Origin of the sequence: Ruminococcus sp. YE71 (assembly GCF_900119155.1) — a bacterium.
Classification (GTDB): Bacteria; Bacillota; Clostridia; order Oscillospirales; family Ruminococcaceae; genus YE71.
This window is the reverse complement of sequence record NZ_FPIR01000016.1, coordinates 1-24,149: the sequence shown is the minus strand read 5'-3', so window position 1 is coordinate 24,149 and position 24,149 is coordinate 1. Positions and strand designations below refer to the sequence as shown.

Annotated in this window: 20 protein-coding genes; 13 read left to right on the top strand and 7 right to left on the bottom strand. The window is 54.0% G+C overall.

Annotation, left to right across the window (positions count from 1 at the left end; translation table 11 throughout):
• Positions 1-3: 3 nt before the first annotated feature.
• The 4 genes from BT142_RS13805 to BT142_RS13790 all read right to left on the bottom strand — a co-directional run bounded on the left by BT142_RS13805 (position 4) and on the right by BT142_RS13790 (position 3,926).
• Complete coding sequence (locus tag BT142_RS13805; RefSeq protein ID WP_072418773.1) at positions 4-885, bottom strand: branched-chain amino acid ABC transporter permease; 882 nt, start codon at positions 883-885, stop codon at positions 4-6.
• 173 nt (positions 886-1,058) lie between these two features.
• A complete protein-coding gene (locus tag BT142_RS13800; RefSeq protein ID WP_072418772.1) occupies positions 1,059-2,273 on the bottom strand; it encodes an ABC transporter substrate-binding protein in 1,215 nt (404 codons plus the stop codon).
• A 289-nt stretch (positions 2,274-2,562) separates the two neighbouring features.
• A complete protein-coding gene (locus BT142_RS13795) occupies positions 2,563-2,919 on the bottom strand; it encodes a SpoVA/SpoVAEb family sporulation membrane protein (protein ID WP_072418771.1) in 357 nt (118 codons plus the stop codon).
• On the bottom strand, positions 2,916-3,926 hold the full coding sequence (locus BT142_RS13790; protein ID WP_072418770.1) for a stage V sporulation protein AD: 1,011 nt from the start codon (positions 3,924-3,926) through the stop codon (positions 2,916-2,918). Before BT142_RS13790 ends, BT142_RS13795 begins: the two co-directional genes overlap by 4 nt.
• Positions 3,927-4,088: 162 nt before the next feature.
• Between BT142_RS13790 and BT142_RS13785 the strand changes: the two genes are divergently transcribed.
• Complete coding sequence (locus BT142_RS13785) at positions 4,089-4,745, top strand: epoxyqueuosine reductase QueH (RefSeq protein WP_072418769.1); 657 nt, start codon at positions 4,089-4,091, stop codon at positions 4,743-4,745.
• A gap of 660 nt (positions 4,746-5,405) precedes the next feature.
• On the opposite strand, the gene BT142_RS13780 is transcribed toward BT142_RS13785, so the two are convergent.
• Both BT142_RS13780 and BT142_RS13775 read right to left on the bottom strand, forming a co-directional pair.
• Positions 5,406-7,265, bottom strand: coding sequence for a glycosyl hydrolase (locus BT142_RS13780; protein WP_072418768.1), 1,860 nt, complete (start codon positions 7,263-7,265; stop codon positions 5,406-5,408).
• 21 nt (positions 7,266-7,286) lie between these two features.
• Positions 7,287-9,557: a glycoside hydrolase family 95 protein gene (locus tag BT142_RS13775; RefSeq protein ID WP_084659490.1), complete on the bottom strand. Its 2,271-nt coding sequence runs from the start codon at positions 9,555-9,557 to the stop codon at positions 7,287-7,289.
• Between the two features lie 265 nt (positions 9,558-9,822).
• Between BT142_RS13775 and BT142_RS13770 the strand changes: the two genes are divergently transcribed.
• The 10 genes from BT142_RS13770 to BT142_RS13725 all read left to right on the top strand — a co-directional run bounded on the left by BT142_RS13770 (position 9,823) and on the right by BT142_RS13725 (position 21,202).
• Positions 9,823-11,220, top strand: a complete 1,398-nt coding sequence (locus BT142_RS13770; protein ID WP_072418767.1) for an efflux RND transporter periplasmic adaptor subunit — start codon at positions 9,823-9,825, stop codon at positions 11,218-11,220.
• A gap of 12 nt (positions 11,221-11,232) precedes the next feature.
• Entirely contained in the window at positions 11,233-11,925 is a 693-nt protein-coding gene (locus tag BT142_RS13765; protein ID WP_072418766.1) for an ABC transporter ATP-binding protein, read from the top strand.
• Positions 11,922-13,769, top strand: coding sequence for an efflux RND transporter periplasmic adaptor subunit (locus BT142_RS13760; RefSeq protein WP_072418765.1), 1,848 nt, complete (start codon positions 11,922-11,924; stop codon positions 13,767-13,769). Before BT142_RS13765 ends, BT142_RS13760 begins: the two co-directional genes overlap by 4 nt.
• A 17-nt stretch (positions 13,770-13,786) precedes the next feature.
• A complete protein-coding gene (locus tag BT142_RS13755; protein WP_072418764.1) occupies positions 13,787-15,043 on the top strand; it encodes an ABC transporter permease in 1,257 nt (418 codons plus the stop codon).
• 142 nt (positions 15,044-15,185) lie between these two features.
• Entirely contained in the window at positions 15,186-16,202 is a 1,017-nt protein-coding gene (locus BT142_RS13750; RefSeq protein WP_084659495.1) for a PLP-dependent cysteine synthase family protein, read from the top strand.
• Between the two features lie 19 nt (positions 16,203-16,221).
• Complete coding sequence (locus BT142_RS13745; RefSeq protein ID WP_072418763.1) at positions 16,222-17,472, top strand: hemolysin family protein; 1,251 nt, start codon at positions 16,222-16,224, stop codon at positions 17,470-17,472.
• Positions 17,472-17,972, top strand: coding sequence for a hypothetical protein (locus tag BT142_RS13740; RefSeq protein WP_072418762.1), 501 nt, complete (start codon positions 17,472-17,474; stop codon positions 17,970-17,972). The genes BT142_RS13745 and BT142_RS13740 overlap by 1 nt, the downstream gene beginning before the upstream one ends.
• A gap of 36 nt (positions 17,973-18,008) precedes the next feature.
• Positions 18,009-18,623 carry a TIGR04100 family radical SAM protein gene (locus tag BT142_RS13735; protein ID WP_072418761.1) on the top strand — a complete coding sequence of 205 codons (615 nt, stop codon included), beginning with the start codon at positions 18,009-18,011 and terminating at the stop codon, positions 18,621-18,623.
• A 47-nt stretch (positions 18,624-18,670) separates the two neighbouring features.
• Positions 18,671-19,738: a histidinol-phosphate transaminase gene (hisC, locus tag BT142_RS13730; protein WP_072418760.1), complete on the top strand. Its 1,068-nt coding sequence runs from the start codon at positions 18,671-18,673 to the stop codon at positions 19,736-19,738.
• 3 nt (positions 19,739-19,741) lie between these two features.
• Positions 19,742-21,202, top strand: a complete 1,461-nt coding sequence (locus BT142_RS13725) for a zinc ribbon domain-containing protein (protein ID WP_072418759.1) — start codon at positions 19,742-19,744, stop codon at positions 21,200-21,202.
• 69 nt (positions 21,203-21,271) lie between these two features.
• Here BT142_RS13725 and BT142_RS13720 read toward each other — a convergent pair whose 3' ends face one another.
• Positions 21,272-21,484 carry a hypothetical protein gene (locus tag BT142_RS13720; protein WP_139182247.1) on the bottom strand — a complete coding sequence of 71 codons (213 nt, stop codon included), beginning with the start codon at positions 21,482-21,484 and terminating at the stop codon, positions 21,272-21,274.
• A 329-nt stretch (positions 21,485-21,813) separates the two neighbouring features.
• Between BT142_RS13720 and BT142_RS13715 the strand changes: the two genes are divergently transcribed.
• Together BT142_RS13715 and BT142_RS13710 are read left to right on the top strand one after the other, a co-directional pair.
• Positions 21,814-22,527 carry a LytR/AlgR family response regulator transcription factor gene (locus tag BT142_RS13715; protein WP_072418757.1) on the top strand — a complete coding sequence of 238 codons (714 nt, stop codon included), beginning with the start codon at positions 21,814-21,816 and terminating at the stop codon, positions 22,525-22,527.
• Complete coding sequence (locus BT142_RS13710) at positions 22,524-23,864, top strand: sensor histidine kinase (RefSeq protein ID WP_072418756.1); 1,341 nt, start codon at positions 22,524-22,526, stop codon at positions 23,862-23,864. The genes BT142_RS13715 and BT142_RS13710 overlap by 4 nt, the downstream gene beginning before the upstream one ends.
• Positions 23,865-24,149: the final 285 nt, after the last annotated feature.

The window sequence follows — 24,149 nt, the reverse complement described above, 5'->3', positions numbered from 1 at the left end:
CCCTTATACCTTTTCGCTTACCTTTTTACCGAGTATGCCTGTGGGCTTCACCATCAGCACGATGATGAGCACCGCGAACACGATAGCGTCTGCAAGCTGCGGCGAGATGTAGGCTCTGCCGAGTATCTCGATGATGCCGATGAGCAGACCGCCTATCATAGCGCCGGGGATAGAGCCGATGCCGCCGAATACCGCCGCCACGAACGCCTTGATACCTGGCATAGCGCCTGTGGTATTTGAGAGCACGGGGTAGGTGGAGCAGAGCAGTGCGCCTGCAACAGCCGCAAGACCCGAGCCGATGGCGAAGGTCAGCGAGATGGTGCGGTTTACGTTTATGCCCATGAGCTGAGCCGCGTCCTTGTCCTCCGAGACCGCGAGCATCGCTCTGCCGCTTCTGGTCTTGTTCACGAATAGGGAGAGCCCCACAACGATAAGCACGGAAACGATTATCGCGGCGGTAGTCTCGCTCTTGATGATTATCTGTCCGTCGAAGAGGGTTATCTTCGGCAGGTTGATGACCGAAGTAAAGGTAACGGGCTTCTCACCGAAGATGAGAAGTGCCATATTCTGAAGGAAGTAGCTGACGCCGATAGCGGTTATCAGCACCGAAAGGCTTGTCGCCTGACGGAGCGGTTTGTAGGCTATCTTCTCGATAGTGATGCCGAGCAGAGTACAGGCGGCCATCGAAATGAGTATCGAGAGGTAAGGGTTGACGTGCAGGGTGGTCATCATCGTGAAGATGACGTAGCCGCCGACCATAATAACGTCGCCGTGAGCAAAGTTCAGCATTTTCGCGATACCGTAAACGAGGGTGTAGCCCAGTGCGATGACCGCGTAGATACTGCCGAGACTTATGCCGTTGATAAGGTTGTCCAAGAATCCCATAGAACAGCAGTCCTTTCCAATAATTTACCAAACACAAATATTATAACATATTAATACGCCGATTGCAATAGGAAATCTGAAAATAATATATATTTTATATAAATATTATCCCAAACAAAAAACCGACGGCGAACAGTGATTGCCGCCATCGGTCGTTTGGTCGTGATAGTTGATTATTCGTTCTCGTCGAGGGAAGCGTAAGCGCCGTCTCTGATGATAACAGCCTTAGGATTCTTGGAAACTGCACCGTCAGCGTTCCATGTCATGGTCTTTCCGGTAAGTCCGTCGTAGGTGAAGCCAACGTTTGTGATAGCTGCCTTCAGCTTGTCGTTGATCTCGGAAGCGGACATATCAGCGGTGATGCCCTCCTGCTTGATGAGCTTTGCAACGATCATTACGCAGTCGTAAGCGTCAGCTGCGAACTGGTTCGGGGTCTCGCCGCCGTAGCTCTCCTTGTAGTTGCTTACGAACTTGGAGGTCATCTCATCCTTAGCGTCAGCAGCGAACGGAGTCAGCAGCATAACGCCTTCAGCGAGCGAGGTGTCGAAGTTCTCAACAGAGAGGATACCGTCGAGACCGTCGCAGCCGAAGAATATCGGCGAGAAGCCTGCGGAAGCGGACTGGGACAGGATGAGCGAAGCCTCCTGATAGTAGATGGGAAGGAATACCAGCTCGGCACCCGCCAGCTTGCAGGCACTGATCTGAGCCGAGAAGTCGGTCTTGGAATCCTTGGTGAAGGACTGCTCGGAAACTACCTCGAGACCGAGAGTCTCAGCCTCGGACTTGAAGGTGTTGTAGATACCCGAAGAGTAAGCATCGGAGCTGTCGTAGATGATCGCGACCTTCTGAGCGATGTTGTTGCCCGAGATGTAGTCAGCCGAAGCCTTGCCCTGGTTGGGGTCGGTGAAGCATACCTGGAAGCAGTTGTCATTCTTGATAACGTCCTGAGCCGAAGCCGAGGGAGTGATCTGGAAGATGCCGTCAGCGTAAGTCTGATCGATGACAGCGAGGCAGGAACCTGTTGTAACGGTTCCGATCATGATGTCCATGCCCTTGTCCTTGAGGGTGTTGTAAGCGTTGACAGCCTTATCAGCGGGGTCAGCCTCGTCATCCTCGAAGATGAGCTGGAGCTTGGTGTCGCCCAGCATACCCGAAGAGTTTACTTCGTTCACAGCCAGCTCCATAGCGTTCTTGACGCCTACGCCGTACTGTGCTGCGCCGCCTGTGAGAGGACCGCTGCCGCCGATAACGATGGTCTTGGCGTCCGAAGCAGCGCCGTCACCGCCTTTGTTGTTTGCTGCATTTTCCGCTACTCCGCAGGAGCTGAGACAGCTGCCTGCCATTACTGCTGCGAGAGAAAATGCGAGGATCTTCTTTAACATTTTCATAATCTGACACTCCTTAATGATGTTTGACGATACCGCAAAGCCGCCAAAATGCAGTCATGCGGTAAAGTCCCAATGCATTATATACTTTTGTATATATAATAATATCATTTTATGGAGGGGTTTGTCAATGTTATTCCTTACAAATTATTGAACGTCCATTAACGGACTTTATATGGACATTGAACAAAAGTATCATGTTTCAGTGTTTTATTACAATGAAGGAGTCACGCAAAAACGTTTTAAATTGATAAAAATAGTAGAATTTCCGCGTTATTCCGCACTTTTTTTGTCACTCGCGTGCCGAGCTTTTTGCAAACATCGAAGCCGCGAGCCCGAAAATGAGCGCTGCTGTGATGCCTGCCGCGCCTGCCGTCATCGAACCCGTGAGTATCCCGAGGGAGCCGTCGCTGTCCACCGCTTTCTTCACTCCCTCCGCGATGAGACAGCCGAAACCCGTCAGCGGCACCGATGCGCCCGCCCCTGCCGCGTCGATGAGCGGTCGGTAAAGCCCCAGTCCGCCGAGTATGACCCCCGTCACGACGTAGCCCGTGAGTATCCTTGCAGGGGTGAGTTTCGTCAGATCGAGAAGCAGCTGCCCCACAGCGCAGAGCAGACCTCCCACGAGAAATGCGTACAGAAATATCATGCTTTTTCCTCCTTTTCGGCTGAGAGCCACACCGCGTGGGATATGGACGGTATCGACTCGCCCTGCTGATTGACGGTGGGTGACATAAGCGCACCTGTCGCCGCGAACAGCACGTTTTTCAGTCCTCCGCAGGCTATCCTCGGCAGGATGAGACCGCAGAGCACCGAAGCACAGCAACCGCATCCGCTTCCTCCTGCGTGGACGTCCTGCTCCTCGAAGCTGTAGAGCATGGTTCCGCAGTCGGCGTGGTTGCCGCGGACGTTGACCCCCTCGCGCTCAGCGAGCTCGCAGAAGAGCCTGCTGCCGACCTTGCCGAGGTCGCCCGTGAGTATCATGTCGAAGTCCTGCGGCTGCCTGCCCGTCTCCCGCAGGAAAGCCGAGACTGTAGACCAGGCGGCAGGCGCCATCGCAGCGCCCATATTCGCGGCATCGGTCACGCCCAGATCCTCGATGACGCCCACCGCGTAGCCTCGAACATAGGGCGGTCTGTCCTCGGCGGACACACATAGCGCTCCGCCCGCTGTCGCCGTCCACTGCGAGGTCGGGGTACGCTGTCCGCCGTAGTTAAGAGGGAAGCGGTACTGCCTTTCCGCCGAGCAGAAGTGAGATGAGGTGACGGCAGCAGCCCTCTGCACCGCTCCCGCCGACACGAAAACGCTCGCCATGATGAGCCCCTCAGCCATGGTCGAGCAGGCGCCGTAGATGCCGAGAAAGGGTATCCCGAGGTCGCGCATGGCGTAGGTGGTGCCCGTACACTGGTTGAGCAGGTCACCGCCGAACACCGCCCCGAAATCGGCAGGGGAGAGTCCTGCCTTGTCCATCATGTGGAGCATGGCTTCCTTTTGCAGCTTGCTCTCGCCTTTCTCGAAGGTGTCGGTGGAGAGGTACGGGTCGTCGTTTATCTTGTCAAAGCAGTCGGCAAGAGGTCCTGCGCTCTCCATTTTGCCGCCGACCGCCGCCGATGAGATGATCGAAGGCGGCTGTGAGAAAATGTGAGTCTGTTTCATAAGTTCACTCCTTTTTTAGGATAATATTGCCCGAAAAAGAAGATATATACCCGCAGATATAGACATCCGCGAAAAAATGTGCTATACTGAAAAACGAAACGGCTCAGAAAAACGGCGCGGACGCTGTTTATTATCATTTTTTATCAATTATCGAGGTGCATCATGAACAAACGCAACTATCAGCTTGAACTTGAAAAGCTCATTTCTTCCATCCCCGAGGGCGAAGTCCCGACGCTGATGCTCCACAGCTGCTGCGCACCCTGCTCGTCCTACACCCTCGAATACCTGACGCAGCATTTCTCGGTCACGATATTCTACTACAACCCAAACATCTCCCCTGAAGAGGAGTTCCGCCACCGTGTCGAGGAGCAGAAACGGCTCATCTCCGAACTGCCCGTCAGACATCCCGTCAGCTTCATCGAGGGGGACTACGACCCAGAGGAATTCTACTCGGCGGTCAGAGGGCTTGAGCAGATACCCGAGGGCGGCGAGCGGTGTTTTGTCTGCTATCGGCTGCGGCTCGAAAAGACGGCGGAGCTTGCGGCGCGGCTCGGGTTCGATTACTTCGGCACGACCCTCTCCATCTCCCCCTACAAGAACGCCCCGAAGCTCAACGAGATCTCCGAACAGCTTGCTGAAGTCTACCCCGTGAGAGCGCTGCCCCTCGACCTGAAGAAAAAGGGCGGCTACAAGCGTTCCATCGAGCTGTCGGCGGTGTATTCGCTCTATCGGCAGGACTACTGCGGCTGCGTGTTCTCGAAGCGCGAAGCCGAACAGCGCCGCGCAGGCAGAGAGAACTCCGCGATACTTCACGAATAAACGAAAGCAGGTCGCTCTCTTTCGAGAGCGACCTGTTCCGGTTTGCCGACCTATTTAAGGAAAATATAGAAAGATGGCAATATATCATATGACCCCGAAGGTGGTGGGAAAAGGGTCATGGGAGGAATGCAATTTTCGGAAAATACTTTTTCTGACGTCTGCGGCAGGTGCCACATGGCGACGCTGCGCCGACATCACATATATTTATGCGGTGACAGCAACAGTTTCGGCATAACGCGGTATTTTCGACAGTGTTTTCGTTAAAACGTCTTCTTCTCATCTCATAACGAGACCCCTCTTTCTACATTGATTTTCCTTAAATATCACCGTTTTCGACGGTTCGGCAGGTGCGGCCTTCGCACGAAACTTTTGTTAAGTGGTTTCTTTATATACTAATTATACCTCATTTATAGTTGATTGTCAACGTTGCACATATATAATAAAGATAATTTACAATTGATTTGTCGTACCTTACAAAGTCTGACACTTTACTTCACGTAATTGTACAAAATTTCAAACATTTAACATCAAATGCCAGCGAAAATCATTAAGTGATTTTACTGATTTACTTAAAACCGATATATGAAACGACAGAAAAATACCGCTGTAAGAGCAGGAACTCTCACAGCGGTATTGCTTTTTATAACTGTCCCGAAAAAGTTACTCGTTCTCGTCAGAACCTTCATCGGAGGATTTCTTTTCGGCAGCCTCGGCAGCTTTTTTCTCGGCTTCCTTGGCGGCCTTCTCGGCAGCCTTCTTCTCGGAGCGGATAGCCCTTGCAACTGCCACGAGGTCGGGGAGCTCCTCACGGGTGAGGGTGTAATTGTTGTTGTAGAACTCGGTGAAGCGACCTGCCGCCTTGACCTTCTCTTCCTCGTCGGTGGCGTAAACGCCCATCTCGGTGGAAAGATACGGCTCGGTCCAGAGGGCGGTGTAAGCCCAGAAGGCCTTCTCCTGAAGCACGCTCTCGATAGCGGGCAGATTGCTGCACTCGCTCATGGCGAGCGGCTTGGTCTTGCAGAGATTGTTGAGGAACAGCAGGGTGTTTATCTGCGCGTTGCGGTTGCCGTCGGTGTAGACATCAACGGACAGCACGTCGCAGTAATTGTCGCCCACGTACCAGTCGGCGTTCTGAGCGCTCCATACCCACACGAGGTTGTTCAGCTCGTGGTAGGTGGTCATGCGGGTGTACATCAGCTTCCACAGCCACTTGTAGGTCTCCTTGTCGGTGCCCCACCAGTAAAGTCCGTTGCTTGCGACGGGTAGCGGTCTCCAGAGTACGGGCACGCCCTCTTCCTGGAGCTTTGCCAGCTTGCCCGAGATCTTGTCGATATCGTTCAGGATGCAGTACAGCTCGTTGGAGATGTCGCCGTTGTTGTAGTAGTATTCGATGGTGTCGCTGTCCCACGCCGCGATCTCCTCGATGGAGTATTCGGGCTCGGAAGATGCGGGCGAGATAGGCTCTGCACCCTCGTCGGGCAGACCATCGCCGTCGTCATCGGGATACTGTGCAGGCTTATCTACCGTCTTCGGAACAGCCTTCTTGAAGTCGAAGTTCACGTCCTTGACCTCGAACTTGTCGCAGTTCTTGTCGCCCGTCGGGTCTATCCAGTACCAGTCGTAGCCGATGAGACCGCCTGCCTCAAAGTAGTTTATCGCCTGAGTAACGTCCTTGGGGTTCTGCTTGGTGTACAGACCGATGTCCGAAACGCGGACGGCGGGCGCTTTCTTTGTAAGCTGCTGGACAGCGGCAGTTTCGGAGCTTCCGCCTGCGGTGTCGTGCTGAGCGGTCAACACCTGCTTGCCGTAGTTGGAGCAGAGTATCTGATAGAGCGCCTGAGCGCGGTAGCTGGCCTTCGGGTTCGAGAGCACCGCTGCCGACAGGTCGGGGTTGAGGGCACTGATATCCGCATTCGACTCGATCTTCACGAAGTCGATGTCCACGAGATTGTCAGTGGACTGAACGGTTATCTCGTTGATGCCCTTTTCAAGCCATATGTTCTCAAGGTTCTTCTCGCTGAAATTGCCGTCGCCCGCGGTGCGGAATATCCACACTTCGCGGCCGTTTATGTACAGGCGGCAGTTTACCGCGCTGTCAGCGGCAGTCTGTACCGAGATGTTGTAGAACTGGGATTCGGGCAGGTCGAAGCTCATCGACCAGTTGTCGCGGGTCGCACCCGAAACGTAACCCTCGCCCTTGAAGGAAGCCCTGTCCTTCTTGACAGAAGCGGTATCGCCGATGATCGTTCCCGACTCTGCCTGATAAGTCTTTGAGTACTCCACATACGGAACGGTCACAGCGTCGAAGTTGGTCTCGTTGTAAACGGGAACAGCCGTGTCGCCGCCGTCACCCTCGGAACTGCTCTCCGAACTGTCGCCCGAATCTGCGGAGACCGAGCTTTCAGCCGACTCCGAGTCGTTTATCTTCTCGTTCTTGTTCATAGATGTGCCGCATGAGCCGAGAGCCGTCACGCAAATGACGACCGCCGCAGCCGCAGCCGCTATCCTTCTTGATCTCATACCTTTTCTTTTCCTTTCCTTTTATATAGCAACGGTGATACGTGCAGTATCGCCTGCCCTGAATTCAACCTGACATTTATCGGTCTCATAGGAAGTCACCGCGCCGATCTTTGCCTGTAGGCGGTACCGCGGCGAGCTTATCAGAATGTCGATGTCCCTGTCCGCAGTGACTTCGGCGGTGAGTCCTTTCTCGTCCCACTCGCAGCTGACCGTCAGCGCACCTCTCGCACGCAGACCTTTGAAACTGCCGCGCTTCCACTGTTTCGGGCACGCGGGCAGAAGCACCAGCTCACCGTTCGTGCTTTGCAGGAGTGCCTCGGTGATGCCTGCCGCGCCGCCGAAATTGCCGTCTATCTGGAAGGGCGGATGCATATCGAACAGGTTGATGCTCGTCGAGTTCGTCAGCAGCAGGCGGACGTTTTCCGCGACCTTTTCGGCATCGTACAGCCTTGCCCAGAAGTTTATCATCCACGCTCTCGACCAGCCCGTGTGACCGCCGCCGTGGGACAGCCTTCTTTCGAGGGTAGCCCTTGCAGCCTTCGCAAGCTCGGGGGTCTTTCTCACCGAGATCATATCGCCGGGATATAGCGCGAACAGCTGTGAAACGTGTCTGTGACCCGGTTCGGCCTCGTCGTAGTCGATAGCCCACTCCTTGATCTGACCGTACTTGCCGATCTCGGGTTTGGGCAGTCTGTCGCGCATAGCCGCGAGCTTTTTGGAATGTTTCTTGTCACAGTCCAGAATTCTGGACGATTCTATGACCGCCGTGAACAGCTCGTAAATAATCTGACTGTCCATCGAAGGTCCGATACAAAGCGAACCTTTCGAGCCGCTCTCGGTTATGTACACGTTCTCGGGGGAGAGGGACGGGCAGGTGACCAGCTGTCCCTGTCTGTTCTCGATGAGGAAATCCTCAAAGAACGCCGCGCACTCTTTCAGCGTCGGGTACTTGTCCCGCAGGAAATCCTTGTCGAGGGTGAAGAGATAATGCTCCCATATATGCAGGCAGAGCCAGGCCGCGCCCGACACCCACTGAGTGGCAGGTATCCAGAGGTCCTGCGGAGCGGTGTCGCCCCAGGGATCGGTGTTGTGATGCGCCATGAAGCCGCCGCAGCCGTACATTTCGCGGGCGGTCTCTCTGCCGTTGGGTCTCATGCGTTCGATGAGTTCAAACAGCGGTTCGGAAAGCTCCGACAGGTTCGAGGTCTCGACGCCCCAGTAGTTCATTTCGGTGTTGATGTTGATGGTGAAGCGGCAGCCCCATGCAGGCCACATATCCTTGTTCCAGATGCCCTGCAAATTGGTCGGCAGCGTGCCCCTGCGGCTCGCGGCGATGAGCAGATACCTGGCGAAATTCCAGTAGAGCGTGATGAGCGCGTTGTCCCTGCCGCCCTCTGCGAAGGCTTTGAGACGCTTGTCCGTCGGCAGTTTGCTGCTGCCGCCCAGATCGAGAGAAGCCCGTCCGTAAAGGCTCTTGTAGTCGTCAAGGTGTCTTGCCTTCAGCTGTTCGTAACCGATCAGTGCCGCGGCTTCTGCGTCTGCCTTAGCCTGCTGCTTGTAGTCGGCAAAGCGGAAGCTCGTCTGAGCCGCCAGCAGGATGACCACTTCATCGCAGCCTTCGCAGCGGATGAAATTACCGTACCGCGAGACACTGCCGCCCACGCTCATGACCTTGATGTAAGCCGCAAATTTTATTCCGTCCTCCGACCCCGTGCCGCCGTAGAAAAGAATCGCGTCATCGGAAACGGGGGAGTTGTCATCAAAATAATCGTCGCGTCCGTCGATGCCGACGCGGATATTAACCGCACCCTTTTTGGAAGCGGCTATGCGCATCGCCATGACATTGTCGGGCTCGGAACAGAACACCTCACGGGTGAAGTCCGCGCCGCCGATGGAGTAGGCAGTCGCCGCGACTGCCGTTTCGAGGTCGAGGGAGCGTGTGCCGTAATCGCACTCGGTCTCCTCATGGATGATATCCAGCTGACCGAGGGGCATATAATGTCTGCCGTTCGGCGGAGTTCCGCAGAATGTGTCGAGTATGATCTTCTCAGCCTCTTCGATCTTCTCGTCGAAGAGAAGGCTGCGTACCTTATCGAGGTTCTCGCGGGCCGAGGGATTGTTTCGTTTTCTCGGGCCGCCCGAGTAGACCGAATCCTCATTGAGCATGATCTTCTCGCGGAGCGGCTGACCGAATACCATGCCGCCGATCCTGCCGTTGCCCACGGGCAGAGCGTGATCCCATTCCTCGGCAGGGGAGTCATACCACATATATGACGAGGCTTTGTTTGCCATACTATCATCCTTTCGGTGTTGCCTAATCTATATCATTATAACACACCGCCCCGTAAATTGCAATAGCTTTTGTCTTTTTTTCGGCAAATTATCACGATGCTTTCAGCGGTCAGCGGCGGCGGAATTTGAGTGGCGGGTGATATTTTTCTTACGATTTTCTTAAAAATGCCAACTCTTATTGACAGAATGTTTTTTTGTGATATAATTAACAATGCAGGGGCGTATCTGTTCCCCCTGCCACAGAGAACAAAAGGAGGACAAACAAATGTCAGTAGGAAGGAAGATCGCTGTGGGGGCAATAGTTGCCGCCATAGCAGCAGGCGCGGGCTTTGCCGGCTTCAAGCTCTGGAAGAAAAACGACACACCAAAGGTTGACGGCACGGTATATGTCCAGAAAGTCTCGGACGTGATGAGCAATGACGGCTTGTCGCTTTCGGGCATCATGTTTTCGGGGGTAGTCGAGGCACAGAAGACAGAGGACGTGAAGTACGACAGCACGAAGACCCTCAAATCCATAGCCGTGAAGGTCGGTGATTCGGTCAAGGAGGGCGACGTGCTCTTCACTTACGACGTGGAGTCGATGAACCTTGAACTCGACACCGCAGTCATCGAGGTCGAGCGCCTTGAATATGACGTCGAGACAAAGAAAAAAGAGCTTGAGGATATGGAAAAGCTCAAGGCAAAGGCTACTCAGGATGAGGCTGTCTCCCTCGAAGCTGAGATACTTTCCCTCAAGAGCGAAATCGCTACCTCGGAGTACGAGGTAAAGACCAAGAAGGCTGCAAACGAGAAGCTGAAAAAGTCTATAAAGAACGCTTCCGTGACTTCTCCCACAGACGGTGTGGTCAAGGAAGTCGCAGACCTGAACAATTTCGAGACCCTTTCGGACAACATCGTCGTGAAGATATCCAAGGGCGACAACTACGTGCTCAAAGGCACTGTCAACGAAATGACAATCAATAACATATACGTGGGTATGCCCGTCATCATCAAGTCGAGGATAGACGACACCACATGGAACGGTACGATAGAAACTATCGACAACAACCCCCAGAGGTCGGATCAGGATGATTACTACGGCTCGGATGAGGGCGGCGGACAGAGCACAAAGTACAGCTTCACCGTTGAGCCCGAGACCCTTGAAGGTCTGATGCTCGGTCAGCACATAATTATCGTGCCCGACTACGGCATGGGCGCCGAGATAAAGGAGAAGAAGGGCATCTGGCTCTACTCCGACTACCTCGTTGAAGAGAACGGCAAGACCTATGTCTGGGTAAAGGGCAAGGACAAGCGCATTGAAAAGCGCGAGGTCAAGGTCGGCGACCGCGACGAGGATATGGGCGACTGCGAGATCATCAGCGGCCTTGACAAGAACGACAGCATCGCTTACCCGATGGGCTCTATCGAAGAGGGCATGGCTGTCACCACCAATATCGACGAGATGGATATCCCCGATGTTGATTTCGGCGAAGAAGACAACGGCGAGGATATGGGCGACATGGCCGAATACGAGGAGAACGAAGACGGCGAGACAGCCGAAGGTGAAGAAGTGACCGAGAGCGAAGATGCCGGAAATGGCGAAGAAGCAAAGGCCGCAGAGGATGCAGAGAATGCAGAAGCCGCTGAAAACGGCGCTGACGGCGAAGCCGTTGCTGTGGGCTAAGGCGGTGAGCGTATGTCAGAGACAATATTAGAACTGAGAAACGTAGACAAAGCGTACTATATCGACAAAACGCCCGTGCCCGTGCTCAAAAACATCAACTTCTCGGTAAGCGACGGGGAGTATGTGGCTATCATGGGACCTTCGGGTTCGGGAAAATCCACCATGATGAACATCATCGGCTGCCTTGACAAGCAGACCGCGGGAATGTTCATCTTCGACGGCGAGGATATTGCAAAGTGCCGCGACAAGCAGCTCTCGAATATCCGCAACCGCAAGATAGGCTTCGTGTTCCAGAATTTCAACCTGCTGCCGAGACAGTCGGCTCTCGAAAATGTCGAGCTGCCGCTGCTTTACGCAGGCGTGAGAAAAAGCGAACGCCGCAAACGCGCAAAGATTGCCCTCGAAAGGGTGGGTCTTGAGGACAGGATGTACCATAAGCCAACACAGCTCTCGGGCGGTCAGAAGCAGAGGGTAGCCATCGCAAGAGCTATCGTCAACAAGCCGAGACTTCTGCTGGCGGACGAGCCGACGGGCGCTCTCGACACAAAGTCGGGCGAGCAGGTGATGGGGCTCTTCTCCGAGCTCAACGCGGAAGGCGTTACCGTTGTGATGATAACCCACGCTCCCGAAATAGCCGAGCGTGCAAAGAGGATAGTTTATATCCGCGACGGTGAACTGTTCACCGGAGAGGAGGAGAAGGCATGAAAAAGGCGATAATCACGCTGCTCTGCCTTGCGCTTCTCGCAGGCGGCGGCAAGTTCGGATATGACAGATACAAGAAATCCCAGAACGACAAGAGGATAGTTGACGTTGTCCCCGTTTCCATGCTTTCGGATGAATACGGTTGGTACAGCTATCAGGACAACCCGACTTTTGACGGAAGAGTCGTGTCCTCGAACACTCAGACGGTAGGTCTGGGGGCTGAGGATCAGATAAAGGAGGTCAAGGTCAAGGTAGGCGACTACGTGAAGAAAGGCGACGTCCTCGTTGAACTCGACACGACCCTGCTCAAACTCCAGTCTGAACAGAAAAAGGCTGAGATTGGCGTTATCGAACAGAATATTAAGAAGGCGGAGAAGGAGCTCACAAGGCTCAAGGGGCTGCTCCCCTCGGAGATGAAGCCTTACACTCCCGACCCTGTTTACCCCGACGAGCCCGATTTCCCCGAGGACTCGGAGGACAGCTCTTCCGAAGATGACAGCTCGCTCCCCGATAAGCCCGAGCTGAAACTCATCGACAGGCTCGGCACCTTTCAGCAGGTCAGCGAGGTGGATGAGGACGGTACCTTCCGCTTCAACATGGCGTTTGAAGCCGAGGTGGCAGCGCCATTCATGTCCCAGATAAAGAACACCAAGCGCAAGGTGGTGCTCAACGTCTACAGCGAGGAAGGGAACCTGCTGTATATGTGGGTGCTCGACGGCGCCGCGGACGAAAAGCTCTCGGTCTACACATGGCACGTCAACGACGGCGTTACCGTGATGGACGGAATGGTGAGCTACGACGGTTCGGGCGAGGGCAGGTGCGGCAGTTTCTTCGTGTACACAGGTCCACAGGATAGCGGCGACAGCTTCCCCGACGACTTCGATGACAGCCTGCCCGATATCTCCGACGACTACGAACCCGACGATATCGACGACGGCGGCTACGACTTCGGCAACGATCAGGCAAACGACAGCACTCCCGCGAACGAGAACTATATGTACAGTCGCGCCGATCTCGACGGCAAGATCCGCACTCAGGAGAACAACATCAAGGATCTCCAGCTCGACCTGCGCACGAAAAAGCTCGAATACGAGGAGAGCCTGAAAAAGCTCAGCGACGGAAAGATAGTCGCGAAGATAGACGGCATCGTGGCAAAGGTTGGCTCGGAAACGCTCAGCGGAAACAGCGAAGATAATGAAGACGCCGAGTTTGAAGACGGCGACGACGGTGAGAACCTCAGCGAAGAGATAGACGCAGACCTTGATATCGACGCGAGCCTGCTGGATTCGTCATACATCATAGTGAGAGGCGACGAGGCGACCTGCGTGGAGATACAGGTGGGCGAGCTGAACCTCGGTCAGTTCGCCAAGGGCACACAGCTCATGGGCATGAATTACCAGACGGGCGAGATGTTCACCATCAATGTGACAGGTGTGAAGGATGAGCCTGTTTCGTACTACAGCTTCAACTGGAACGACAACCCCAACAGCAGTACCTTCATCGTGACGGGTACGGTGGAGGATGAGAACTCCCTTACCATCGACAGCTGGATACAGGTATCCGCGATGGGCGAGATGCCGACTGACGAGGATCAGTCCTCGGGCTCGATATATCTTCCCATGTGGTATCTGCACCGCGAGGGAGCGGGCTACTACGTTATGAAAGCCGACGAGAACGGCCTGCTCAAAAAGCAGTACGTGAAGTCTGGCAAGGAGCTTTACGGCGAGTGCGTCGAGATAAAGGGCGGCATCTCGCTGAAGGACAAGATATGCTTCCCGTACGGCAAGGATGTCAGAGAGGGCGTAAAGACCCGTGATTCCGAAGAGCCTGTCAACATCTGGGATTAAAGATTGGAGGGATAACTGTGTTTGAAAATATCAGATTGTCCTTTCAGGGCATATTTTCACATAAGATACGTTCGTTCCTGACGATGCTCGGTATCATCATCGGTATCGCGGCTATCATCGCGATAGTCTCGACCATCAAGGGCACGAATGAAGAGATAAAAAACAACCTTATCGGTTCGGGTGAGAACACCGTTAAGATAACGCTGATGCAGGGCGATTCCGAGATGGAGTTCCAGTGGACGGACATCCCCGACGGCGTGCCTGTCATCGACAAGAGCACCATCGACGAACTGATGGCGGTCAAGGACGTTCAGAACTGCACGGCTTACCGTTTGCAGACATACGTTGACAGACTGTTCTACAACAACACCATGCTTGAGGGCGGAAACGTCTGCGGCGTGGACGAGAACTACTTCGATACGATGGGCTTCCAGATAATGAAGGGCAAGGGCTTTGCCGCCCGCGACTATTCGGGTCAGCGCAAGGTCTGCATCATCAACAATGCGGTGGTGAAGTCTATCTTCGGTTTGGATGACCCTGTCGGCAAGACCCTTGAGATCGGAAACGAGCCGTTTACGGTGGTGGGCGTTGTGGTAAAGAGCTCGCAGTTCGAGCCTGTCATCAACAGCATCGACGACTACAAGGTGTATTCGGAATCCGAGGGCGGAGTCATCTACATTCCCTCCGAGACATGGCCGATATCCTTCAAGTTCGATGTTCCGCAGAACGTGGTCATAAAGGTAAAGGATACCGACGCCATGACCGCGGCAGGCAAGGCGGCTGAGGAGATACTCAACGACAGACTCAGCGTCAAGAAGGACTCGAACATCAAGTACAAGAGCGAGAACCTTCTGGAACAGGCGGAAAAACTCCAGAAGCTCAGCGGCTCCACAAACAATATGCTCATCTGGATCGCGAGCATCTCGCTTCTCGTGGGCGGTATTGGCGTTATGAACATCATGCTCGTGTCCGTTACCGAGAGAACGAGAGAGATAGGTCTGAAAAAAGCCCTCGGCGCACGCCGCGGCAAGATACTCATGCAGTTCCTGACCGAAGCTTCGGTGCTGACGAGTATCGGCGGTATCATCGGCGTGGGAGCAGGCATCGGACTTGCGCAGATCGTCTCGAAGATGGCGGAAGTGCCCGTCGCGATATCGACCCCTGCGATAATCGTTTCGGTCGTATTCTCGATGGCGGTCGGCATCATCTTCGGTCTGCTGCCTTCCATAAAGGCGGCACGTCTCGACCCGATCGACGCACTCAGATACGAATAATACGTCACTTTACGGCGGACAGCTCGGCAGGCTGTCCGCTGTTTTTTCGGGAATTAAGTGTTCGGGGCTTGCAATTTTTGTATTTGTGTGATATAATAAATGCGTATGCTATTTTATTAATTGTAAAGTGGGAATAATGTATATGAATGAAATTATCAGAAAGAAGTTCACAGAGCTTGAAAGGCTCGTGGGAAATACACCCCTGCTGGCTATAGATTGCGAGTATAAGGGCGAAAAACGCACCGTTTACGCTAAGTTCGAGGCTTTGCAGCTCTCGGGCAGCATCAAGGACAGGGTGGCGCTCTACATAATGCGCCGCGCATACGAGAGCGGAGCTGCGGACGAGAACAGCGTCATCGTGGAAGCCACCAGCGGCAATACGGGCATCTCGTTCTCGGCGGTTGGCGCGTATCTCGGAAATCACGTCCGCATATTCATGCCAGACTGGATGAGTATCGAGCGCGTGAATCTTATCAAGAGCTACGGCGCGGAGATATGCCCCGTTTCCCGTGAACAGGGCGGTTTCTTAGGCTCGATAGCCATGACCGAACAGCTGGCGAATGACGACCCGAAGGTCTTCCTGCCCGGTCAGTTCTCCAACGAGGACAACTGCACCGCGCATTACGAGACGACGGGCGCGGAGATCATCGTTCAGCTCGGAAAGCTCGGGCTGACTGCCGACGCGGTAGTCGCAGGCGTGGGAACAGGCGGCACTATCATGGGTATCGGACGCAGACTGCGCACCGTCAACCCAGACTGCAAGCTGTTCCCCCTGGAACCGCTCAACTCGCCTACCCTCTCAACGGGCTACAAGGTGGGTTCGCACCGCATACAGGGCATCTCGGATGAGTTCATCCCACAGATAATGAAGCTCGACGAGTGCGACGGCGTGGTGTCGATAGACGACATCGATTCGATAATCGCGGCTCAGCGTCTGTCGAGAGAGCTCGGCATCGGCGTCGGAATATCCTCGGGCGCGAATCTGCTGGGAGCACTCGAAGCAGGCGACCGCATCGGCGGCGATAAGACCATCGTCACCGTGTTCGCAGACGACAACAAGAAATATCTCTCGACCGATTATTGCAGTGAGTTCGAGGTCAGGGAAGAGTACATGACCCGACATCTGAAACTCCTCGGCGTGAGAACTGTAGGAATGTGAGGTAAGGTCTCAAAAAAACATGGACGTGTTTATTATCTGTATACTGCTCGCGCTGTCGGCAGTATGCTCTGCGACCGAGACAGCGTTTTCGTCCGCAAACCGCATACGACTCAAGAATATGGCGGCTTCGGGAAAAAAGAGCGCGAAAAAGGCGCTCGACATAACAGAGAATTTCGATAAGGCGCTGACGGCGATACTCATCGGCAACAACGTGGTGAACATCCTTTCGTCCTCGCTGACGACGGTGCTGTTCACGAAAAAGTTCGGCTCGAACAGCGTGGCATATGCGACGCTGACGCTGACCGTGCTGGTGCTGATATTCGGCGAGATACTGCCGAAATCCCTGGCGAAGGAGAACGCCGAGAGCTTCTCGATGCTGATGAGCGCACCACTTTCGGCGGCGATGTTCATACTCACCCCCGCCATATGGTTCTTCGGGTTCGTGAAGAAGGGCGTGGATATGATCCTCGGCGGCAAGAAAAAACAGCCGTCCTTTACCGAAGAAGAGCTCAAATACATCATCGACGAGAGCGAGACCGAGGGCGTGCTCGAAGAACAGGAGAGCGAACTTGTCCGCTCGGCACTGGACTTCGACGAGACTACCATCGAAGAGGTGCTGGTGCCACGCGTCAACGTCATCGGTATCGAGCGCGGCTTCGATATGGAGAAGATACGTCAGGTGTTCCTCGAAAACAGCTATTCGCGCCTTCCCGTGTATGAGAAGTCGCTGGATTCGATAGTCGGCATCGTCCATGAGATAGACTTCTTCAAGCTGTACATGGAGGGAGGTAGGGATATCGGCGAGATAATGTCGAGCCCCGTGTATATCTCCGAAACGAAGCGTATTTCCGAGGTAATGAAGCTGATGCAGAAGAAGAAAGTCCACATGGCGGTCGTGGTCGATCAGTACGGCGGCACGGCAGGCATCTGCACCCTCGAAGACATAATCGAGGAGCTTGTGGGCGAGATATACGACGAGCGCGACGAGGAGGATGACAGCTTCATCAGCCTCGGCGAGAACAGCTGGCAGGTCTCGGGCGAGCTTTCGGTCTCCGACTTCCTCGAAAAAGCCGAACTTGACGAGGATCTTATCGAGGCTGACGCGAACTCGGTCGGCGGCTGGGTGACAGAACGTCTCGAACGTTTCCCCACCGACGGCGAAACAGTCGAGCTGGACGGTTTTTCCGTCACCGTCTCGATGGAGAACGACCAGCGCATCGACAGCCTGATCGTCAGATACGTACAAAAGAATGAAAAGGAAGATGGATAATGCCAAAACAGATAAAGACCGAAGAGATACCTAAGGATGTAAGAAGGAACCGCGCTTTTGCGGTGTTCGCGATGCTCGCATCCTTCTCGCTGGGGGCGCTTCTCCTTGCGATAATGAGCTTTCTGAACAAGGACAAGGATCCGAATGTCGCACTGGGCATCGGTTTCTTCGCGGCGTTCGCGGCGTTCCTTGTGCTGACGGCGATGCATCTTGCGAGCGGTATCATCGTGTACCATAAGCGCGAGAATTACAGCGTTCTGTTCTCTTCCATCGGAAGCGGCATCTCGGCGTTCTCGGCGCTGATAAACACGCGTTTCGCGCTGGCACTGCTTTGTTCGTCCCTCGGCGCGGAGGGCACCGCAAGAAAGATAGTCGGCGGCGTGAGCTTCGCGACCTTTATGGCAAATCAGCAGACCGCGTGGAAACTTCTGCTGTTCAGCATGGTGCTCTCAATGTTTGTGGGATTCTTCGCGAGCCTGCGGCTGATACTCAAAAAATAACGATAAGTACAAAAAAACGGATAGATGGTGAAAAGTATGAGAAAAGCAATGACAATTTCCTACGAGGTCGGCGAAGGCCTGTACCTCAACCTTACGAACAAATGTCCCTGTGCGTGTACCTTCTGCCTGAGACAGAACGGCGACACCGCCTACGGCTCGGACCCCCTGTGGCTCGAACATACGCCGAGTTTCGAGGAGATAACCGCCGACCTTTCAAAGCGCGACCTCGACAGCTACAAGCAGATAGTTTTCTGCGGCTACGGCGAGCCGACCTGCGAGATCGAGATGGTCAAGCAGGTTGCGAAGTGGCTGAGGGAGCATACAAAGACTCCGCTCCGCATCAACACAAACGGTCTGTCAGACCTGATAAACGGCAGGTCAACGGCAGGGGAGTTCAAGGGACTTATCGACTGCGTCTCCATTAGCCTGAACGCGCCGACCGCCGAGGAGTACAACGAGGTAACAAGACCGAGCTTCGGCATCAGGAGCTTCGATGCTATGCTGAGATTCGCATCGGAGGTTAAGGATTATGTTCCCGAGGTGGTGCTGACGGTAGTCGATATCATCGGCGAAGAAAAAGTCGCACAGTCAAAAGCGGTAGCCGAAAAAGCAGGCGTGAAGCTGAGAGTGAGAGAGTACATCCCCGACTGACCTCGGACGCGGAAAATTAACCTTTACAGAAAGGCAGATAATATATTATGAGCTGGAGAGATAACCTTATCAACATCGAACCCTACACAGCAGGCGAACAGCCGAAAAGTGATGACATAATCAAGCTCAACGCAAACGAGTGCCCCTATCCGCCCTCGCCTGCCGTTAATGAGTGCATCGCGAAGTTCAAAGCGGAGAGTCTGAGACTTTACCCCTCGATGGACGCCGCACCGCTGAGAAAAGCAGTCGCGGAACGTCTCAACTCGCTCAACGGCACCAAGCTGACCTCCGAGAACGTGTTCATCGGCAACGGCTCGGACGACGTGCTCGCTACAGCGTTCAGGGCGTTCTTTAACTCGGATAAGCCCGTGCTGTTCCCCGACGTGACCTATTCCTTCTACCCCGTGTGGTGCGAACTTCTGAAGATACCCTTCAGAACGCCTGCGGTGGATGAGAATTTCCGCATCAACGTTTCCGACTTCTTCGGCGAGAACGGCGGCGTGGTCATCCCTAACCCGAATGCCCCGACTTCGATTTGCGAGAGTCTTGACTTCGTTACCGAGCTTCTGGAGCATAACCCCGACAGCGTCGTTATCATCGACGAGGCGTACATAGACTTCGGCGGCAAGTCGGCAGTTCCCCTTATCGAGAAGTACGAGAACCTGCTGGTGACCCAGACCTTCTCAAAGTCGCGCTCGATGGCAGGTATGCGAATCGGCATGGCGATGGGAGATCCCGAACTTATCCGCTATATGGGCGCGGTCAAGGACAGCTACAATTCCTACCCGATGGACAGGGTGACGATAGAGGCAGGCGTGGCTTCGGTCAACGACGAGGCGTACCTGCGCGAGACGACCGCAAAGGTCATCGCGACCCGTGAGCGCATCACAAAGGAACTGAGAGAGCTCGGTTTCGATATTCCCGACAGCGGCACGAACTTCCTTTTCGCCGAGCACAAGACCCTCTCTGCCAAGGAGATCTTCACTCACCTGAGAGAAAAAGGCATCTTCATCCGCTACTGGGACAAGCCGCGCATCTCCAACAGGCTCAGGATAACTGTCGGCACGGACGAACAGATGGATAAACTCGTGGAGGCGGTAAAGGAGCTGATCTGACCTATGTCAAAGCACGTCTGGGGCTACTGGGACTGTCCCCAATGCGGCAAAAAACACATCCGCGGCGACAAGAAGTTCTGCACCAACTGCGGTGCGCCGATACCCGCGAATGTGAAATATTACATGGATCCGAACGCGGTGGAGTATGTCGCCGAGGGTGATATGCGCTCCGTCGCCAACTGGGTCTGCGACTATTGCAGTACCCAGAACGCAAACGAAGACCTCTTCTGCGGAAACTGCGGCTCTCCGAAGGGCGACGCTTCGCGGAACTACTTCGGCAAGTTGGAAAAGCCAACCGTCCAGCGTGCGTCGGCAGACTGGACCTGCGGATACTGCGGTCAGACGAACCCGCCGACAGCGCTCAACTGCGCCGAATGCGGCGCTCCGAATCCGAACGCTCCCTCGCCCGAGAATCCCGAGCCTGAAAAGCCTGCGGTTTCCTCCACCGAGGAAAGGCACGCTAAGCGTGAGGAACGCCACGCCCTGCGAAGGCTTCGCTGGGACTGCGGGTGCTGTTCCAAGATCGGGCTGTACGGCAACTACCGTTTCTGTCCGAGATGCGGCGATGCAAAGCCCGATGACACGGAGTACTACGAGCCGACGGAGAACGAAACGCCGTCTGTCGGAAAGAGGTGGGTGTGCGCAAAATGCCACGCGAACATTCCCGACGACCCTGAATACAAATTCTGCCCCTACTGCGGCGAACACAAGCGCGAAGCTGTGAATACCATTCAGCAGATGCGGCAGATCAACAAAAACAGGGCTGTTGAAAAATTCAAGAAGAGACTCGCCGTGTTCACTGTGCTGGCGGCGGTACTGCTCTTCATCTTCGTCCCCGTCAAGCGCACCGCCGAAGTCTCAGGCTTCGAGTGGGAGAGAACGGTCGGCGTTGAGGAATTCAAGAACGTTGACGAAAGCGACTGGACCCTTCCGAAAGGTGCGAATCTCCACGAGAAAAAGGAGGAGATACGCTCCTACCGACAGGTCCTCGACCACTACGAAACGCGGACGCGGCAGGTGGCGCATCAGGTACAGGACGGCTACGATACTCACTACCGTGACCTCGGAAACGGTCAGTTCGAGGAAGTTCAGACTCCGAGATACAGGACGGAGTACGAGACTGAGACCTACCAGGAACCCGTTTACCGCAACGAACCCGTGTACGATACAAAGTATTACTACGACATCGACAAGTGGGTCGAGATACGCACCGAGGACACCAAGGGAAGCGACCACGAACCCAAGTGGGCAGACCTTTCGGGCATCGTGACCTACAAGGACGGTACCGACCCGAGTTACGGTGACCTCAGACAGGGTGCCAGGAAGGGCAAGTACTACATAGTCATTACGGACAAATGGGGCGACAAACAAAGCTCCGAAGAAAAATTCGACAAATGGAAGAATACGAAGATAGGCGACAAATACACCTACAAGACTTTCAGATTCTCCCATAAGCCGCTATAAAAGCAAAAAAAAGTCGGTATCGCTCATAGGTAGTTCGGGCGATACCGATAAAATTTTCATAAGGGGGTTTTATTCTCCTTCAAGAGCAACGGCTTTCATTTCTGACACTGCAATACCCATTGTACGGCAGTAGTTCTCAATGAAGTTCTGATTCTTTACCGCTTCCTCTTCTGATTCATAGCCGACTGCCGAATCCTCGGCATCGACGGTGCCCTTTATCGGGAACACTTCTGTATTTCGTTTTCCGTAATAGGCCTTGAGCCCATTAGCTTTAACGATCATAGTGTAATAAAACTCTTTCATTTCATTTACCACTCCTTAGCTTATGTTCCATCCATACTTTCCGTGTAGGATAAAAGAATTATATCTATATAATATAATTATAATGCGTATATATTTATTTGTCAAGAGTTTTTGGGAATTTCCTGTTTTTTTATCTGTAAAAAACATTTTAATAACAGAAATTTTGATAAATAATTGATAGTTTGACTATCTATTCTCAAATTTTGACAAAAAATTAACATTCTTGATTGACTTTGACAGAAAAATGGTATATAATAAAAGAGTCCCGAGACCTTTCGGTACGGGATGTGAATTAATTTCGGGATGGGGTGGCTGTAACGAAAAGGATACTGATATATGACAACGAGCCTGCACAGTGCAGGACGCTGTCGGATATGCTGAGCAGGCTGTGTGCCGACGCGGAGATCTTCGAGGCGACAGACTACGAAACTGCGTCGGGGTACGCTGCGCAGGGGTGCAGCATCATCTTTCTCGACATCGAGCTTGAGGATGGCAGGAACGGCATCGAGCTTGCGAATTCCATGAGGAAAGACCATCCCGATGCGGCTCTCGTGTTCGTGACCGCTCATATGCGCTACTGCGAACAGGTGTTCGAGTCGGCTCCCGATGCCATGCTGATAAAGCCCTTCGCGGAGGAAAGCGTGAAAAGGGCTCTGGCGATAGTCGAACGCAAGCACGCTTCCGACGGGTGCATAACCTTCGCCACGGGCAAGAATTCGGCGCAGACCGTCCGCGTTTCCGATATTTCCTACATCGAAAGCTCCGCGCGGAAACTCACCGTGTACAACAAGTCCTGTGAACCAATAGGCACTTTCCGCGACCTGAAGCTGTCACAGCTTATGAAGCGTCTGCCCGACAGTTTTGTCTGCTGTCACCAGAGCTTCATCGTGAACCTTTCCTGCGTGGTCTCCATCAGCAGATACATCTTCACCCTCAGCGGCGGGATGGAACTGCCGATAAGCCAGTCGCGGTTCAAGGAAGCGCGGCAGAGATACTTTGAATACGTGGGTGATACACTGTGAGCGATGTAGTATACCTGCTCGGACTGTTCGTGCAGCAGCTGATCTCGACCTTCTACCTTTTCTGCACGGGCGAACCGAAGAAGAGCTTCATGTTCAGCGTTGTTATCTGGTTCGTGCCGATGGCGGCAACATACGGTCTTTTCGGGCTGATGTTCCCGTCAACTCCTCCTTTCGTGCAGGCGGGGCTGAGGGGTCTGATACTGCTGTGCTTCGTGCTGACCATGTTCGGCGGCTCGCTGAAAAGGCGGCTTATACAGTATTTTTCGTTCTATGCGCTGTCCTTCGCGTTAGAGTTTTTGACGATACCCCTCGCGGTCGTGATCTTCGACGAGATACCGAACTACGGCTATCTGGCGAGCAGCGACGACACGACGCTCGCATTCTACCGCATAGTCTTTACCGACGTGCTGTTTCTCGGCTACGTTGCGGTCATCATGATTTCCCGCCGAAAATCGCTGGTGAGTCAGGGAATTCATTACGATATGCACATTCTCTCGTTCTTCGTGACGCTGCATTTCATGTTCCTTGTGATGCACAGCCGCGTCGAAAAGAATTCTGTACTCAGCGATACCGACAACCTCATCCAGCTCTCCTATCAGACGCTGATGTATACGCTGCTGCTGATGCACTACTTCGGGAGCCTGCGTCGGCGCGACCTTATCAGGACGGAGCAGGAGCTCGAACAGCTCCGCGCCGTGCGTGAGAACGAGTACCGCTACTACCAGCTGGCGGAAGAGAAGTTCGACGAGATATCGAAGCTGCGCCACGAGATGCAGAATCAGCTGACGACGGCTATCCGTCTGATGAACGAGCCCGACGGCGGCGAACAGGCGGAGCGCATACTCTCGTCGATGCAGAGCGGTCTGCTGTCGGTGAGGAACGTCAACTACTGCGACGACCGCACCGTGAACGCGGTGTTGACCGTAAAGCTCAGCGACGAACGGCTTGACGGCATAAATGTGACTACCGACCTGCACGGCTGCAAGGCTTCGGGGCTCGAACCCGTGGAGCTATGCTCGCTGTTCTCGAACCTGTTCGACAACGCTGTTGAGGCCTGCCTGCGTTCCGAGAAGTCCGAGTGTAAATATATCGCCCTCAAAAGCGGCGTGAAAAACGGTATGTTCGTGCTGAGGTGCGAGAACAGTTCCGCGGGTTCCTTCAGCATCATGACCTCGAAAGGCAAGGGTCACGGCTACGGACTGCGCATCGTCAACGACATCTGTCAGGCACACGGCGGCGAGCTTACCATAAGCTCGGGCAGCGGTTCGGTGAAGGCGACCGCGGTCATCGAGCTGCCCGACGGCAGGGAGACCTTCGATGTGGAACAGATGATATGAATACGGCATAAAAAAGGAGCTGTTGCACCATCAGCACTCCCTCTCAATATCCGCACATCAAACCCGTCAAATACAATGCTTTGTAAAATAGGCATTTTCAGCGCGCACACCCCCAAGCCCTCTTCAAAAAGAGAACTCGGGGGTGTTTTGTTCTGTTGGTTTTATGCCGATTTTAGTTCAAAAAGAGATATTCCGAGTCGGTTTCCCGAGATCTTCGTAAAAAGTTTCTTTATGTTGTATGCCAGCCCGAGCAAAATGAACTCTGTTTTGATGTTGTTTTTGCCC

Bases quoted from the DNA above. Each gene is read 5' to 3' on its own strand.
- BT142_RS13805 (WP_072418773.1), bottom strand. From the start codon at position 885: ATGGGATTCTTGGACAACCTTATCAACGGCATAAGTCTCGGCAGTATC.
- BT142_RS13800 (WP_072418772.1), bottom strand. From the start codon at position 2,273: ATGAAAATGTTAAAGAAGATCCTCGCATTTTCTCTCGCAGCAGTAATG.
- BT142_RS13795 (WP_072418771.1), bottom strand. From the start codon at position 2,919: ATGATATTTCTGTACGCATTTCTCGTGGGAGGTCTGCTCTGCGCTGTG.
- BT142_RS13790 (WP_072418770.1), bottom strand. From the start codon at position 3,926: ATGAAACAGACTCACATTTTCTCACAGCCGCCTTCGATCATCTCATCG.
- BT142_RS13785 (WP_072418769.1), top strand. From the start codon at position 4,089: ATGAACAAACGCAACTATCAGCTTGAACTTGAAAAGCTCATTTCTTCC.
- BT142_RS13780 (WP_072418768.1), bottom strand. From the start codon at position 7,265: ATGAGATCAAGAAGGATAGCGGCTGCGGCTGCGGCGGTCGTCATTTGC.
- BT142_RS13775 (WP_084659490.1), bottom strand. From the start codon at position 9,557: ATGGCAAACAAAGCCTCGTCATATATGTGGTATGACTCCCCTGCCGAG.
- BT142_RS13770 (WP_072418767.1), top strand. From the start codon at position 9,823: ATGTCAGTAGGAAGGAAGATCGCTGTGGGGGCAATAGTTGCCGCCATA.
- BT142_RS13765 (WP_072418766.1), top strand. From the start codon at position 11,233: ATGTCAGAGACAATATTAGAACTGAGAAACGTAGACAAAGCGTACTAT.
- BT142_RS13760 (WP_072418765.1), top strand. From the start codon at position 11,922: ATGAAAAAGGCGATAATCACGCTGCTCTGCCTTGCGCTTCTCGCAGGC.
- BT142_RS13750 (WP_084659495.1), top strand. From the start codon at position 15,186: ATGAATGAAATTATCAGAAAGAAGTTCACAGAGCTTGAAAGGCTCGTG.
- BT142_RS13745 (WP_072418763.1), top strand. From the start codon at position 16,222: ATGGACGTGTTTATTATCTGTATACTGCTCGCGCTGTCGGCAGTATGC.
- BT142_RS13740 (WP_072418762.1), top strand. From the start codon at position 17,472: ATGCCAAAACAGATAAAGACCGAAGAGATACCTAAGGATGTAAGAAGG.
- BT142_RS13735 (WP_072418761.1), top strand. From the start codon at position 18,009: ATGAGAAAAGCAATGACAATTTCCTACGAGGTCGGCGAAGGCCTGTAC.
- hisC (WP_072418760.1), top strand. From the start codon at position 18,671: ATGAGCTGGAGAGATAACCTTATCAACATCGAACCCTACACAGCAGGC.
- BT142_RS13725 (WP_072418759.1), top strand. From the start codon at position 19,742: ATGTCAAAGCACGTCTGGGGCTACTGGGACTGTCCCCAATGCGGCAAA.
- BT142_RS13720 (WP_139182247.1), bottom strand. From the start codon at position 21,484: ATGATCGTTAAAGCTAATGGGCTCAAGGCCTATTACGGAAAACGAAAT.